Raw genomic sequence first — 15,365 nt, 5'->3', positions numbered from 1 at the left:
AATTTTTTAAAATAAGGTATAATTATAGTTAAAATTTTTTAAATAAAGGATTTCCAATCAAAAACATATTATTTATATCGATTCTACTATTCTTAATAACTGGATGTAGCCAAAAAGAGCCTCAATTAGCTTCAAACAGCGCAACTATTTTATTTAAAACTCCTAAAATGAAATTTCACGATAAAGGTTTCATTTTTAAATATAAAGATTATACTCAAGTTCAAATATTTAATGCAGGTGTTGCCATTTTAGATATGAAAATTTATGAAGATAAAGTTTGTAAAAGTACTTTTAAATGTCAAGATATAGAGACATTTAATAACGAAAACCTAAGTTCTACTTATCCAAAACATTTCTTAAAAGAGTTATTTGACAAAGAAGGAAAAGAGATTATTCACCGAGATAATGATAATGGTGTTTTAATCAAAATTATAAGAGATTAAGAGTTATAGAAATTTAATTTCTATAATCTTTTAAGTTTTGCATAACCTTTTTTAATTAATTTTAATAAAGGTCTTCTATATGAACTAAATACATATTTTTTAATTTCATAAGCTAATCTTCCTTTTACAGTTAAAAGCCCATAAATATCTCCAGCTGCAAATTTTCCACCAAGAGCAATTAAAATACCATCTAGTTTTGGATTACATTTAATTAAAGGTCTTCCATCCATTAATCTTAAAACATTTATACCTGCATTTGCTCCACTAATTCTTGCAATCGTAACATTTGGAGGCATTATTTCACCTGCACTATTTTTAATCTCTGCAATATCGCCAACGGCAAAAATATTTTCATATTTATCAGTTTGCATAAACTCATTTACAACAATTTGTCCTCTTCCATTTCTTGCAACATCTAGTTCACTTGATACTGTAGAAGCCTCAATTCCTCCAGTAAATATTACAAAAGAGTGCTGTATTCTAGTTCCATTTGAAAATTTACAGTAACCTTCACCAACTTCTTGAAGTTTAATTCCAGTAATTACATTTATTCCTAAATCTTTTAATCTTTTTTGAGAGATATTTATTAAATCTTGTTTTAATCCTGGAAGAATAGAAGAAGAACTACTAATTAACGAGATTTTTAAGTTATCACAAGAGAAATTACCTCTTTTGAAAAATTTATTTGAATAATATGCCATTTCAGCTGCAATTTCAACTCCAGATAAACCAGCACCAACTACTACAATATGAGTATCAGCACATTGTTTTACTTCATCTCTAACTTTTTCAAAAAGTTGTGTTTCAAAACTTTGTTTAAACGTAATTGCTCTGTGTAATTTTTTTATGTCATCCGCATTATTAAGCCCAGGGATTGAACTTGGGAAAAATGTTCTAGTTCCTGCTGCTAAAATTAAATAATCAAACTCAACAATTTCTTGCTCTTCTGTATAAATCTTTTTTGCTTGTTGATCAATTTTTCTAACTTTTAAATTTTTAAAATCCAAGTGATCATGATCAAATCCTTTACAAAGAGTCGTTAAATCTATCGTTACATCAGCAAAAGTTGAATTATTTGCTATTAAATCATAAACCTCAGGTTGCAAATTATGATATGTATGTTTATCAATTAAAGTAATTTTTATATTCTTGTTTCTTACCAATTCACCTAATGCATAAATCCCTGCATATCCTCCACCGATTATAACGACTCTCTTCATTTTAAGATAAACCTTTTACTTTTGATTTTTTTGATTTTTAGTACAAATTCTTGTAATAATTTGGACAGAATTTTATTTTTGAATTCTATACTTAGCTGTTTTAGGATATGATAAAAAGTAACAAATATGTATCAATTTCTTTTTTAGAGTGTTTACATATGTTACTTTTTGAAATAATAGGAATATAAATGAAATATTTTGGAGCTCACGTAAGTGCAAGTGGTGGTGTTTATAACGCGCCATTGAATGCAATTGAGATTGGTGCAAAAGCATTTGCACTATTTACAAAAAATCAAAGACAATGGAGTGCAAAAGCTTTAGATAATAAAACAATCGATTTGTGGTTTTTAAATCTTGAAAAAAGTAAAATCTTAGCAAAACATATACTTCCTCACGATTCATATCTTATAAATTTAGGACACCCAGATAGTGAAGCTAGAGAAAAATCTTTAAATAGCTTTATTGAAGAAGTTCAAAGATGTGAAATTCTAGCTCTTGATAGATTAAATTTTCATCCAGGATCACACTTAAGAGAAATAAGTGAAGAAGAGTGTTTAAATAATATTGCAGAATCTATGAATAGAGTGTTAGATAAGACAAGTGGAATAAAACTTGTTCTTGAAAATACTGCTGGTCAAGGAAGCAATCTTGGATATAAATTTGAACATCTTGCTTATATCATTGACAAAATAGAAGACAAAAATCGTGTAGGTGTTTGTATAGATACTTGCCATATGTTTACAGCAGGGTATGATATAAGAACAAAAGAAGCCTATGATAAAACTTGGGATAAATTTGAAAAAATAGTTGGATTCAAATATTTAAGTGGAATGCACATAAATGACTCAAAACCAGAACTTGGAAGCCGTGTTGATAGACATGACAGTCTGGGAGAGGGTAAAATTGGTTGGGATACTTTTAAATATTTAGCGAATGACCCAAGAATGGATGATATCCCTCTTATACTTGAAACTATTGATGAATCAATTTGGGCAAAAGAGATAGAAACACTTTATAGTTTTATAGAAAAGTAAATTCAAATCTACTTTTCTATCAGAATTTTATTAATGCATAACATTTTTTATATGTTTTGCATACTCTATTGCATCATGCATATTTGAGAAAGTTGTAACATAATCTATTTCAGCTCTTTCTAATTTCTTTAACACTCTTTGATTAAGTCCAGAAAAAATAAGTTTTTTATCTTTTGATTGAAAATTCTCTACAATAGATTTTAAAGCAACAATAGCTGTCATATCCATCATTGATACATTTTTCATATCAAGTATTACAATGTTTTTTTCATCATTTATATTTAACAAAGTTTTTAAAGCTTTTTGAGCAGCCCCAAAAAACATAGGACCATTTATGTCATATATCAATATGTTTTTTGGTAAATCTATATGCTCTTCTAAATTGCTACTTGATAGTTCAATTGAATATAAATCAATCGTTCTTTTAATAAACAACACTGATGCCAAACCAATTCCAATAGCAACAGCAACTTGCATATCTATTAAAACTGTCAAAGAAAAACATGTAAGTAATACGTAAATATCATCTTTTGGAGCAGTTTTTAATATATTAAAAAAGTGTTTAACTTCACTCATATTCCAAGCAACCATAATTAAAAGCGCAGAAAGTGCTGCCATAGGAAGATATGAAATGTATGGAGCTATAAATAATATTGAAGATAAAATAAATAAAGAGTGAACAATCGAAGATAACTTTTGTGTTCCACCAGAGTTTATGTTTGCAACTGTTCTTGCAATTGCAGCTGTTGCTGGTATTCCTCCAAAAAATGGTACAGCAATATTTGCAATTCCTTGACCTATTAACTCTTTATTTGGATCTGTTTTATTTCCAGTCATTGCGTCACTAATAACAGCACACAATAAAGATTCTAAAGCACCTAAAATAGCTATTGCAATAGAGTGAGGGAGTAGTTTTAATAGCAAATCAATATTTATTTGTTCAGGTGGTAAAAATCCCCAAGGTAAAGAAAATTGTAGAGGAATAGGAGGTATTCCATTTCCACTAATTCCATTTATATCGTATGTAAAAGTTGAATTTATCGTTGAAATATTTAATCCAAATTTATAATTAAAATATTCAACAGATATTGTTACAAATCCTAAAGCAACTAATGCTGCTGGTACTTTACTTTTTGTTTTTCTCCAAATAATCAATATAGCAAGTGTAGCACTAGCTGTTAAAAATTCATAAAGATTAAAAGTGCCAAAAGAGTTGAATAGTAAAACTATTTTATCTACATAACTTCCACTAAAGTTCTCAATAGTTAATCCAAAAAAATCTTTTATTTGAAAAGTTGCAATTACAACAGCAATTCCTGAAGTAAAACCAACAGTAACAGGATAAGGTACCAATTCTATTAAATTTCCAAGCTTCAAAAGCCCTACAAATATCAATATAATACCTGACATTAGACCACATAAAAGAAGTCCTGTTATTCCAAATTCTTGAACTATTGGGATGAGTATAACTATAAAAGCAGCTGTTGGACCAGATATATTTACTTTACTACTTCCAAAAATAGCAGCAAAAACACCTGCAACTATAGCTGTATATAGTCCTAATTGAGGGGGAACTCCTGTTGCAATAGCTAAAGCCATAGATAATGGTAAAGCTATTATTCCAACAGTTAATCCAGAAAAAATGTTACTTTTCATATTTAATTCTTTAAATAAAATTGGCGACCTTATTTAAGATATTATAAAACATAAATTTTGTGATTATTATCTTCTACATTATTTTTAAGTTTATTTTGCCAAAACTCATATTTTACTTTATCTTTTGGCTGATCAAAAAGTCCTGTTTTATAAATATTTGAAAGCATATCTTGAGCTTGTCTTACACCTTTTTGTCCAGCAAAATCAAGTAATTCAATTCCTTTTTCTACATCAACTTTTGTATTTATCCCTTGAAGATAAAATCTTGATAATTGATATGCAGCTACTGGATCAACACTACTTGATTCATTTAACAACTCAAAAGATCTATTTATATCTTTATTTACACCATCACCTTTATAATATAAAAATGAGATTGGAAGATTTGCATAAATATTTCCATTCTCTTTTGCCATATTTAAATATTTTGTAGCATTTTTATAATCTTTTTTATCAGCATAATATGTACCCAATCTTAGTTGTGCAAAAGAGTTTGTATTTTCAATTTTTTTATAACAAGCTAATTTATCATTATCTCTTTCCATCTTCTGACAAATATTTGCTTCTTTTAAAGGTCCTTCATATTTATCACCTGATTCAAAACTCAATACATCAGGCACTTTAAACGAACATGCTGTAAACATAAAAGCTATTATAGCTGTACTTAAAATTTGTCTTTTCATTTATCTTCCGTAAACATCTTTCATAAAATCTTTCTCATTTTCATCTAATTTTGATTGCCAATATGTACTTTTTTCAAAGTTTGGTTCAAAATATTGAGAATTTGAATAAAGAATAGTTAATTGATTTTGTGCATCTTTTACACCATTCTCACCAGCAAACTCTAAAAGTTCAATCGCACTATCTACATCCCCATCTCTTAAATAGAACATAGCTAACTTATAAGCTGCAATTGGATCTACTTTTCTTGTATCTTTTAAAAGTGAAATTGCCTTATTTTCGTCCATATCAACACCAAATCCATTTATATAAAGCTCCGCTATTAAAGCATTTGCATAAAAATTTCTCTGATTTTTTGCTATTTCAAATCTATCTTTTGCTTCTTTAAAATTACCTTTATATTGTGCATCAATTCCTAATCTTAACTGTGCAAAACTATTTTTATGTGAAATCAAATCATAACAATCCAACTCCACATTAAAGTTTTGATTTTTACACTCATTTGCAACTGTCTTTTCATTATCCATTGCTTCAAGCACTTTTGGACTAGTTGAACAAGCACTTAAGAAAAGCACTATAAAAGTAAGTGTTAATGGTTTTAAAATTCTAGTCATTTTCCCTCTTTTATCTCTTAGTTATTTGAAATGTGGTTATTTTATCATTTTTTTATTCATTTGCAGTTAAGAGATAAAAAGATAATATATATAGAATAAATATAAATATCTGAGGTTAAATGATAGAAGTAATTGAGTTTTTAAAAGCAAAAAACGTAGAAAAAACAAAATTTTATGAGCAACTAAAATGTACTATTGATGAAGCAAAGGTTCTACAGTACCTTTCAAAAGAGTATATCAATGGAAGAGATATTTTAAATGTTATTGATGTTTTAGGTCAATTTTATAATGTTGAAAAATATGAGCATTTAGAAAAACTAGATATTATAAAATCTCTTTTAGAGTATGGCTGGATTGTTCAAGCATCTTTTGACCAAGTAAAACTAAATGAATCTTCAAAGCTAGAGTTAATTAACTCAAATATTACTCTTTCAAGTTCTTATTTAAAAATGCTAGAAAGTGGTAGTAGTGATTTTATTTTACCTGAAATTAAAAATTATGGTGACCATCTGGAGTATTTACAAGACCAATTTCTAAAAATCGATTTAGCTCAACAATTAAATATTGTAAAGAAAAATTTTGATGCAAATAGCCCTAGTTTTAATAGATTAAAAGCAAAACAAGCTTTATTAGAAAATAGAATAAAAGATAGAATAAAAGCAACTACAAATCCTATTATGCTTGAAGATTTTTTTAAAGACAACAACTTAACAATTCAAGAACAAACTCTATTCTTAGCTCTTTTAAAAGAAGAGTATAGTGGTGGAGATGGAACGCTAAGAGAGATGAACTATTTAATAGATTTAATCTCAAATGATGATTATGAGAAAATTAAATATAGAAGCCTACTTGAAGAGAGTTCAACTTTAATTTCAAAAAATTTAGTTGATTATGATGAAGTTTTAACGCCATTTGGAGGAATTAATAGAAATTTTTATATTCCTGATGAAGTTTTATACAAAATTTCACATCCTACAAAAAAAGGTTCAAGTGTTGCAAAAATAAAACTAGAAAGTATTATAAAAGAGCAAGAGATTTTTGAGCTCATTAATACAACAAAAACACTTGATGATGTTGTTCTTGCAGAAAAAACAAAAGAAACATTAGATGCTCTTTTAAAACAAGTAGATAAAAATGTAATCAATAGACTAAAAGCTTGGGGGATAAAAGATAAAAAAAGAGGAATTGATGCAAAAATAATCTTCTATGGAATTGCTGGAACAGGTAAAACACTTACTGCTTTAGCATTAGCAAAATCTCTTAAAAAAGATGTTTTAAGTTTCGATTGTTCAAAAATTTTATCTATGTACATTGGAGAAAGTGAAAAAAATGTACGAAATATTTTTGATAAATACAATGAAATTAAAGAGCAAACAAAAACGGAACCAGTTTTACTTTTAAATGAAGCTGATCAATTTTTAAGTTCAAGAAGTAGCGGAACTGCAAGTAGTGCTGATAAGATGCACAATCAAATGCAAAATATATTTTTAGAGCAAATAGAAAGATTTGATGGAATTTTAATAGCTACAACAAATCTATTAGAAAATCTTGATAAGGCATTTTCTAGAAGATTTAACTATAAAATTGAATTTTTAAAACCAAATAAAGATCAAAGAATTGCTTTATGGAAAAAATTGCTTCCTGCAAATTTACCTTTAGAAAAAGATTTTGATATAGAAAAAATTGCAAAACATGAACTAACTGGTGGACAAATAGAGTTAGTTATAAAAAATACAGCCTATAAACTTGCTATACAAGAAAATGCTGTATTTAAACTAAGTGATTTCGAAGAACAAATAAGTAAAGAGAAAAAAGGTCAATTTGATAATGAAAACAAAGTTGGATTTTTTTAGGGATAGATTATGACTCATATAGATTTTGCTCATCCATATTTTGGTGCTTTTATGATGTTTATTTTTAGCTTTGCTATTTTTGGTAGTGCTTTAGCACTATCAAGATTTATTAGTAGAAAAATAGCTAGATTAAATACTGAAAAATTAAAAACAACAATTTATGAATGTGGAGTAGAAGTTACAAAACAACCAAATAAAATATCAACTCAATTTTATTTAGTTGCACTTTTATTTATACTTTTTGATGTTGAGATTATATTTATGTTTCCTTGGGCTATAAATTTCAAAGCTTTGGGTTGGTTTGGATTTATAGAGATGCTTATGTTTTTACTAATTTTAGCTATTGGTTTTTTATATGCTTGGAAAAAAGGAGCCTTAGAATGGCACAGCATAAAGTAAATTATTTTCAAGACAATGGAACTGCCATTAAATTAACAACTATCGATAAAATAGTTAATTTTGGAAGAAGTAACTCACTTTGGCCAATGACTTATGGACTTGCATGTTGTGCTATTGAAATGATGGCAACAGGCGGTTCAAGATATGACTTTGATAGATTTGGAACAATTTTTAGAGCAAGTCCTAGACAATCTGATGTTTTGATTATTGCTGGAACTTTAACAAAAAAACATGCAGAATTTTTAAGAAGATTGTATGACCAAATGCCTGATCCAAAATGGGTTATTTCTATGGGAAGCTGTGCAAATACAGGCGGAATGTTCAACACTTATGCAACAGTTCAAGGAGCAGATAGAATTATTCCTGTAGATATTTATCTTCCAGGATGCGCTCCAAGACCCGAAACATTACAATACGCTTTAATGATGCTTCAACAAAAGATTAGAAAAGAATCAATTTTTAGAAATATAAAAAATAAGAGGCTTATATGAGAGAGTACAGTAAAAAAGATGATGTACAAAGAAAATCTTACTACAATGATAGATTTTTTATAAGTCCAACTCAAGAATATATTAGTGTAGAAAATGATGAAATTTTTTATAAAGATTTACAAGAATTAGAAAAAACTTGTAAGATACAAAAATTGTATATATGCCATGCTCATTTGATTTTAGAAATATCAAAAAATGAAGTATTAAATATTTTAGAAAAACTAAAAACTTTAGAATATGATATGTTAGTTGAACTATCTTGTGTTGATTATTTAGCTCAAAATAACTCTTTTGAAATTTTCTATGAACTGCTTTCAATCTCTAAGAAAAAAAGAATCAGAGTAAAAACAACAATTTTACAAAATGAAAATATAGAATCTGTCTCAAAAATCTTTAAAAGTGCGAACTGGAGCGAAAGAGAAGTTTATGATATGTTTGGAGTGAAATTCATAAATCATCCAAACCTAAAAAGAATTTTAATGCCTGATGATTGGTATGACCACCCTTTAAAAAAATCTTATCCTCTTCAAGGTGATGAAGTAGCTTCTTGGTATGAGGTAGATAAAATCTTTGGAAAAAGTGCAAGAGATATTATTGGTCCTGAAATTAGAGATAGTGCAAGTATAGATAGATATGATACTACAAGATTTTCAAGACTTGGTCACGAAGTTCCTTTTGGATTTAAACCAACAAATGAAAGCACAGATATAAAATATCAAGAAGAAAATCAAAGATTAGTAAAGAATCTAGACCCAAATAAATCAAAAACTTTGGAAAGAAGAAAATAATGCAAACAGCGAATAGACTTAAACCATTTTTTGAAAATATTCACTTCCAAAGAGAAGATAATACTATGACTGTGAATTTCGGTCCACAACATCCATCTGCGCATGGACAATTAAGATTAGTTTTGGAATTACAAGGTGAAGAAGTTGTAAAAGCTAGACCAATGATTGGTTATTTGCATCGTGGAATGGAAAAAATGGCAGAAAATATGATTTATAACGAATTCTTGCCAACAACAGATAGAATGGATTATATAGCAGCAACTTCAAATAATTATGCTTATGCAAAAGCTGTTGAAGAACTTTTAGGTTTAGAAGTTCCAAGACGTGCTGAATGTATTAGAGTTATTTTATTAGAACTTAATAGAGTAGTTTCTCACCTTTTTTGGCTAGCAACACATGCACTTGATGTTGGTGCAATGTCTATGTTTTTGTACTGTTTTAGAGAAAGAGAGTACGCTCTTGATTTAATAGAGGATTACTGTGGAGCAAGATTAACTCACAGTGCTATTAGAATTGGTGGAGTTCCTTTAGATTTACCAGAAAACTGGATAGAAAACTGTGCAAAATTTTTAAATAATTTAAAAAAAGAGATAGATAACTACGAAAAACTATTAAATGAGAATAGAATCTGGAGAATGAGACTAGAAAATGTTGGAGTAATCACACCACAAATGGCCAAAGATTTTGCTGTTTCAGGAGTTGCATTACGAGGAAGTGGTATAAAATGGGATTTAAGAAAAGAGATGCCTTATAGTATATACAACGAACTTGAATTTGATGTTCCTATTTCAAATAGTTGTGACTCTTATGGAAGATATAGACTTTGTATTGAAGAGATGAAAGAATCTATAAAAATAATAGAACAAGTTTTTCCAAAATATTATGAATCAGACACTCAGCTTATGAGTAATAATCCTTTATATGTAAGTCCAACAAAAGAGGATATTATGACTCAAAATTACTCCTTGATGCAACATTTTGTATTAGTAACTCAAGGGTTTAAACCACCAGTTGGAGAAGTTTATGTAGCAACTGAATCTCCAAAAGGTGAACTTGGATTTTATATAAAAAGTGATGGGAAAGAGTATCCATATAGATTAAAAGTAAGAGCTCCTAGCTATTTTCATACGGCACTTCTTGAAGAGCTTTTAGTTGGTTGTCAGTTAGCTGATGTGGTTACTATTATTGGAAATTTAAATATTGTTTTTGGTGAGATTGACAGATGAAAAGAGTTGATTTAAGGCACTTAAAAGATAATTTTTATGACAAAATGCTTGAGATTTTAAAATCTTTACAAAATGAAGAAGTGGTTATTTTTCTATTTAAAATAGGAGATTTTTCTCATATTCAAAAAGTTGCTGATTTTGTTTATGAAAATGAGTTTACGCTTATGAATTCACTAAAATTCAATGAAAAAGATTGGACAATTGTAGTAAAAAATATAAAACCAGAAATTAAAAAATTAGAAGAGGAGATAAAAAATGAAGAGGATTGAAGAGTTAAAAAATAGTGATTTTATTGTTTCACTTGGAACTTTTTGTGAAGATGAGAGTTTAAGAAAAATCGTACTAAATAGAGGAAAAAATGTAAACTTTGTCTATATGTCTCCTATTGATAATCCACTATTAAAAAATAGTTACAATCAATTTATAAAATATGAAGCAGGAAGTGAAGAAGCAGTTATTGCACTTTTATTAAATACTTTTGCTAATCATTTAGATGACAAAACAAAAACTTATTTAGATGAACTTGACCTTGGATATTTATCTGCTGAAAGTAGCGCAGGAGAAGAAGAGTTTGAAGAGGCAAATGATTTAAGCTTTGAAGCTTCAAATAAAGTTTTAATTGTTGGGAATGATTTAAAAAATCATTCAAGAGTTGAAAATATTGCAAGATTACTTGGAAGAGTTGAGAAGTTAACAGAGCTTTCAGTAATTATTTTAGATGAAGAGTTAGAAAAAAAAGTTGAACATTTTAAAGATGAAGTTTTAGAAGATATTGATAATTTAAAATCTTTTAATGGAACTGTTGTTTATGAAATTTTGGGAGATGAAAAATATTTAATTACTAGCCAAACTTTTTTAAATATTGCAAAAATAAAAGATGGTGACCACGTTGAAATATTTACAAAAAATCAAAACTACAAAAGAGTTGCCAAATTAGATTCTAATCTTCTTGGAACAATTGCTCTTTTAGAAGTATCAAATTTTTCAAAAGAGTACAGATACAAACAAGCAAAAATAGAAAAGAGTGAATAAATGAGCGAACAAATAAAGCTTACAATAAATGGCAAAGAATTTACAGCAGAACCTAGTGAGACAATTTTAAATATAGCAAGAAGAAATAATATATTTATTCCTGCAATTTGTTATTTAAACTCATGTTCTGCAACCTTGGCTTGTAGGCTTTGTTTGGTTGAAGTAGATGGGAAACAAGTATATGCTTGTAATGCAAAAGCAAAAGAAAATATACAAATAGTTACAAGTAATCCTAGTATTGAAAAAGAGCGAAATGCAATAATGCAAGTTTATTGTGTAAATCACCCTTTACAGTGTGGAGTTTGCGATAAAAGTGGAGAGTGTGAACTTCAAAACTATACTTTATATATGCAAGTAACAGAACAAAATTACTCTATAAAAGATACTCATAAACCAAAACAACATTGGGGAGTTATGAACTACGACCCAGCTTTGTGTATAGTTTGTGAAAGATGCGTAACAGTTTGTAGTGATATTATTGGCTCAAATTCTTTAAGCACTACAAAAAGAGGTGGAAACGAACTTGATAAAAATCTAAAAGAGAGCATGCCAAAAGATGCTTATGCTATGTGGAATAAACTAAATAAATCACTCATAGCACATAATAGTGATTCTTGTATTAGCTGTGGAGAGTGTATTGCTGTTTGTCCAACAGGTGCTATGATTAGTAACAATTTCCAATACACTTCAAACGCTTGGGAACTAGAGAAAATTCCAGCAGCAAATCCTTTTTATAGTGATTGTTCATTTATGTATTATGAAGTTAAACAAACAAGTATTGATGATACCCGCAAGAGAGTATATAGAGTAACAAATGAGTTTCATTTTCAAGAACTTTGTGGAGCAGTTAGGTTTTGTTTTGATTATGAAAATAAAGATGCAGTAAAAAATGAAGTTGCTTTTAACAATATAATAAATGCTTTAAAAAAAGCAAAAAATATAATTTTCAACTCATATATTACAAATGAAGAGGCATTTATTCTTCAAGAAATTTCAAATTTTACGAAAGCAAAACTAGTAAACAATGAAGCAAAACTATATAAAGAATTTTTAGAAAACTATTCAAAAACAGCTGGTGAATCTTTATACAATGGTTCACTAGAGAGTATAAAAAATAGTGAATTTATAATAAGTATTGGAAGTTTTTTAAAAACAGATGCTCCAAGTATCAAAAATGCTATAAACAATAGTGTAAAAGTAAATAAAGCAAATGCACTATTTTTTCATCCCTTAGTTGATACAAATTTAGAATTAATTGGAAAAAAAGGAAAAAATACAGAGTTCATCTATCATAAACCAAATATGCAAGAGTATATTTTTATTCTTTTATTAAAAAAATATGCCTTTAATCTTCCAAGTAAATTTGAAAATTTGATAGATTTTGAAGACTCTTTTTTACTTCAAAAATTAGAAAAAGATGAAAGTTTTATTGAACTATTAAACAATTTTAGCAACGATAAAAAGAACTTCACTTTAGTTATTGGTGAAGATGTTATCACTCATAAAAATAGAGAGTTTTTAGCAAAAATTATTGGATTAATTGCAAAATACACAAACTTCAAAGTTTTAATAATTCCACCAAAAACAAATAGTTTAGGAGTATCATTAATTTGTAATTTAGAAGATAAAGTTAATGGTTTTAGTATTGGATACAATGAATTAGCAGATTTTACGATAGCTTCATTTGGGAAAAAAGATTTAGATATGCCAACACTTCTTGAACAAGAAGGAACTTTTACAAATTTAGATAAAAGAGTAGTTCCTACAAATGCTGCTTTAAAATATAATGGTTACACTTTAAATGATATTGCAAATGCTATTTTAAATAAAGATATAGAACATACTATTGAATATACAAAAACTCTTCCTACAAACAAAGGTTTCAAAGAAGTAGAATTTGATGATTTACCAAATAAGTTTTTAAATAGTGGTTTTGAAGATAGAGGTTACTTACTAAATAGTTTTAATGTAATTTATGAAAATAAAATAGAATTGCCTCAAATAGAAGAGAAAGTTTTAAATGAAAATGAGATTTTTATATATAGAAAAAATCCTCTAAATCAAGTAAATGAGTTTACAAGTGTCTCAAAAGAGTTCAAAGATAATATAGAAGATGGTATTTTCTTTTCAAAAGAAAAGTTTTCAGATTTAAATCTTGAAAAAGATTCAAAAGTTGAAGTTTCTACAAAAAATAAAACTCTTATTTTAAATGCTTACATAGATAATCAATTATCTGGGAATATTCCTTATGTTTCTACTTTTCTGAAAAATGAGAACAGAGAGTTGTTTTTAGAAGATAGATATGAAATAGCAAAGATAAGAAAGGTTTAAAATGGAAGCAATTATCATTGAAACTATCATAAAAATCTTTGTTGTTCTTGCTGTTTTTGGATTTTTGGCAGCTTTTACAACATATATAGAAAGAAAGATTTTAGCATTTTTTCAACGAAGAGTAGGACCAAATATTGTTGGTCCATTTGGAATATTTCAACTTCTAGCAGATGGAATTAAACTCTTTACAAAAGAGGATGTAGTCCCAGCAAATGCCAATAAAACTATTTTTATGATTGCTCCATTAATTACAGTTTCTACAGCGTTTATTGCTATGAGTGCTGTTCCATTTTTACCTGAATTTACAATATTTTCACATACAGTAAAACCTATAATAAGCGATATAAATGTTGGTCTTTTATTTGTTTTAGCTGTCTCTTCAGCGGGTCACTATGGAGCACTTCTTGGTGGTATGAGTAGTGCTTCAAAATGGGCATTACTTGGAGGAGCAAGAACTACAATTCAGCTTTTATCTTATGAAGTAATTTCAGGACTTGCTTTAATTTCTCCACTGATGATGATAGGAAGTTTATCTTTAATTGATATAAACAACTACCAAAGTGAAGGCTTATTTTCTTGGGTTGTATTTTCACAACCAATAGCTTTTATTATGTTCGTAATTTCTGGATTTGCACAAACAAATAGAACTCCTTTTGATTTACTAGAGCATGAAGCTGAATTGGTCGCAGGATATGCAACAGAGTATTCAGGACTTAGATGGGGTATGTTTTTTATAGGAGAATATGCAAATTTATATACTATATCTTTCTTAATTGCTTTAATTTTTCTAGGTGGATTTAATCCTCTTTGGATTATTCCAGGAGGAATTGCAATAGTTTTAAAAGTTATGCTTTTAATTTTTGTATTTTTATGGACAAGAGCAACTTGGCCACATATTAGACCAGATCAATTAATGTGGCTTTGCTGGAAAATTTTAATGCCTTTAGCATTTTTAAATATTTTGATAACGGGCTTTGCCCTTATGTTTTAGGAAATTATGATGAATGAAAAAAATTACAAAATTGTAGTAGAAGATGATTATCCTAAGTCAAATTGGGATATTTTCAAGCAAATTATAAAAAGATCACTTAAAGGTGAACTTCTTGTTGGTCTTAAAATAACTATTGGAATATTTTATAGAACTCTATTTAAAAATGAAAGTGCAACTGTACACTATCCAAAAGAAAAACTTCCCTTGAGTCCAAGATATAGAGCAGTTCATAAACTTCTAAGACTTTTGGAGTCTGAAAATGAAAGATGCATTGGTTGTGGACTTTGCGAAAAAATATGTATCTCAAAATGTATAAAAATGGATACAAGAATTGATGAAAATTCAAGAAAAGAAGTTCTAGAGTACACAATAAACATGGGAAGATGTATTTTTTGTGGATATTGTGCAGAAGTTTGCCCTGAATTAGCAATTGTTCATGGACAAAGATATGAAAATGCTAGTGAACAAAGAGCTCATTTTACTCTAAAAGAAGATATTTTAACTCCTAAAAATAGTTTAAAATGGCAAATAGAGTATGATGGTTTTGGAAGCGTTTCAAAAGATGCTGATAAAAAAATCAAAAAAACTCCACTATCTTATTAGGAT

16 protein-coding genes are annotated in these 15,365 nt (G+C 28.1%); 12 read left to right on the top strand and 4 right to left on the bottom strand.

The window, feature by feature from the left end:
- The first annotated feature begins 167 nt into the window (after nt 1–167).
- Complete coding sequence (locus ACBT_RS01900) at nt 168–443, top strand: hypothetical protein (protein ID WP_024775808.1); 276 nt, start codon at nt 168–170, stop codon at nt 441–443.
- A gap of 20 nt (nt 444–463) precedes the next feature.
- Here the strand turns inward: ACBT_RS01900 and ACBT_RS01895 are convergent, their stop codons facing one another.
- Nucleotides 464–1,663, bottom strand: a complete 1,200-nt coding sequence (locus ACBT_RS01895) for an NAD(P)/FAD-dependent oxidoreductase (RefSeq protein WP_024775809.1) — start codon at nt 1,661–1,663, stop codon at nt 464–466.
- Nucleotides 1,664–1,851: 188 nt separating this feature from the next.
- On the opposite strand from ACBT_RS01895, the gene nfo reads away from it, so the two are divergent.
- A complete protein-coding gene (nfo, locus tag ACBT_RS01890) occupies nt 1,852–2,697 on the top strand; it encodes a deoxyribonuclease IV (protein ID WP_024775810.1) in 846 nt (281 codons plus the stop codon).
- Between the two features lie 30 nt (nt 2,698–2,727).
- Here nfo and dauA read toward each other — a convergent pair whose 3' ends face one another.
- The 3 genes from dauA to ACBT_RS01875 are packed head-to-tail and all read right to left on the bottom strand — an operon-like array spanning nt 2,728 to nt 5,648.
- The gene (gene dauA, locus ACBT_RS01885) at nt 2,728–4,353 is read right to left on the bottom strand and encodes a C4-dicarboxylic acid transporter DauA (protein ID WP_024775811.1); all 1,626 of its coding nucleotides are present in this window, start codon (nt 4,351–4,353) and stop codon (nt 2,728–2,730) included.
- Between the two features lie 41 nt (nt 4,354–4,394).
- Nucleotides 4,395–5,036 (bottom strand): tetratricopeptide repeat protein, encoded by a 642-nt coding sequence (locus ACBT_RS01880; protein WP_024775812.1) that lies wholly within the window; start codon nt 5,034–5,036, stop codon nt 4,395–4,397.
- Nucleotides 5,037–5,648, bottom strand: coding sequence for a tetratricopeptide repeat protein (locus ACBT_RS01875; protein WP_024775813.1), 612 nt, complete (start codon nt 5,646–5,648; stop codon nt 5,037–5,039).
- Between the two features lie 119 nt (nt 5,649–5,767).
- Between ACBT_RS01875 and ACBT_RS01870 the strand changes: the two genes are divergently transcribed.
- From ACBT_RS01870 to nuoI, 10 genes are read left to right on the top strand one after another with little or no spacing between them, the layout of a single operon-like run.
- Nucleotides 5,768–7,501, top strand: a complete 1,734-nt coding sequence (locus tag ACBT_RS01870) for an ATP-binding protein (protein WP_024775814.1) — start codon at nt 5,768–5,770, stop codon at nt 7,499–7,501.
- Nucleotides 7,502–7,510: 9 nt separating this feature from the next.
- Nucleotides 7,511–7,900 carry an NAD(P)H-quinone oxidoreductase subunit 3 gene (locus ACBT_RS01865; RefSeq protein WP_024775815.1) on the top strand — a complete coding sequence of 130 codons (390 nt, stop codon included), beginning with the start codon at nt 7,511–7,513 and terminating at the stop codon, nt 7,898–7,900.
- Entirely contained in the window at nt 7,882–8,391 is a 510-nt protein-coding gene (locus ACBT_RS01860) for a NuoB/complex I 20 kDa subunit family protein (RefSeq protein WP_024775816.1), read from the top strand. Before ACBT_RS01865 ends, ACBT_RS01860 begins: the two co-directional genes overlap by 19 nt.
- Nucleotides 8,388–9,179: an NADH-quinone oxidoreductase subunit C gene (locus ACBT_RS01855; protein WP_024775817.1), complete on the top strand. Its 792-nt coding sequence runs from the start codon at nt 8,388–8,390 to the stop codon at nt 9,177–9,179. Before ACBT_RS01860 ends, ACBT_RS01855 begins: the two co-directional genes overlap by 4 nt.
- On the top strand, nt 9,179–10,405 hold the full coding sequence (gene nuoD, locus ACBT_RS01850; RefSeq protein WP_024775818.1) for an NADH dehydrogenase (quinone) subunit D: 1,227 nt from the start codon (nt 9,179–9,181) through the stop codon (nt 10,403–10,405). The genes ACBT_RS01855 and nuoD overlap by 1 nt, the downstream gene beginning before the upstream one ends.
- Nucleotides 10,402–10,674 (top strand): NADH-ubiquinone oxidoreductase subunit E family protein, encoded by a 273-nt coding sequence (locus ACBT_RS01845; protein ID WP_024775819.1) that lies wholly within the window; start codon nt 10,402–10,404, stop codon nt 10,672–10,674. Before nuoD ends, ACBT_RS01845 begins: the two co-directional genes overlap by 4 nt.
- Nucleotides 10,661–11,437 (top strand): hypothetical protein, encoded by a 777-nt coding sequence (locus ACBT_RS01840; protein ID WP_024775820.1) that lies wholly within the window; start codon nt 10,661–10,663, stop codon nt 11,435–11,437. Before ACBT_RS01845 ends, ACBT_RS01840 begins: the two co-directional genes overlap by 14 nt.
- Nucleotides 11,438–13,768 (top strand): NADH-quinone oxidoreductase subunit G, encoded by a 2,331-nt coding sequence (locus ACBT_RS01835; protein ID WP_084031365.1) that lies wholly within the window; start codon nt 11,438–11,440, stop codon nt 13,766–13,768.
- A 1-nt stretch (nt 13,769) separates the two neighbouring features.
- A complete protein-coding gene (gene nuoH, locus ACBT_RS01830) occupies nt 13,770–14,759 on the top strand; it encodes an NADH-quinone oxidoreductase subunit NuoH (RefSeq protein ID WP_024775822.1) in 990 nt (329 codons plus the stop codon).
- A gap of 9 nt (nt 14,760–14,768) precedes the next feature.
- Nucleotides 14,769–15,362 (top strand): NADH-quinone oxidoreductase subunit NuoI, encoded by a 594-nt coding sequence (gene nuoI / locus ACBT_RS01825; RefSeq protein WP_034218787.1) that lies wholly within the window; start codon nt 14,769–14,771, stop codon nt 15,360–15,362.
- Nucleotides 15,363–15,365 lie beyond the last annotated feature (3 nt).

It is taken from the genome of Aliarcobacter cibarius, assembly GCF_013372265.1.
In the GTDB taxonomy this organism is placed as follows: domain Bacteria; phylum Campylobacterota; class Campylobacteria; order Campylobacterales; family Arcobacteraceae; genus Aliarcobacter; species Aliarcobacter cibarius.
Note: the sequence above shows the minus strand (reverse complement) of the source record. Positions and strands in the feature narration are given on the sequence as shown.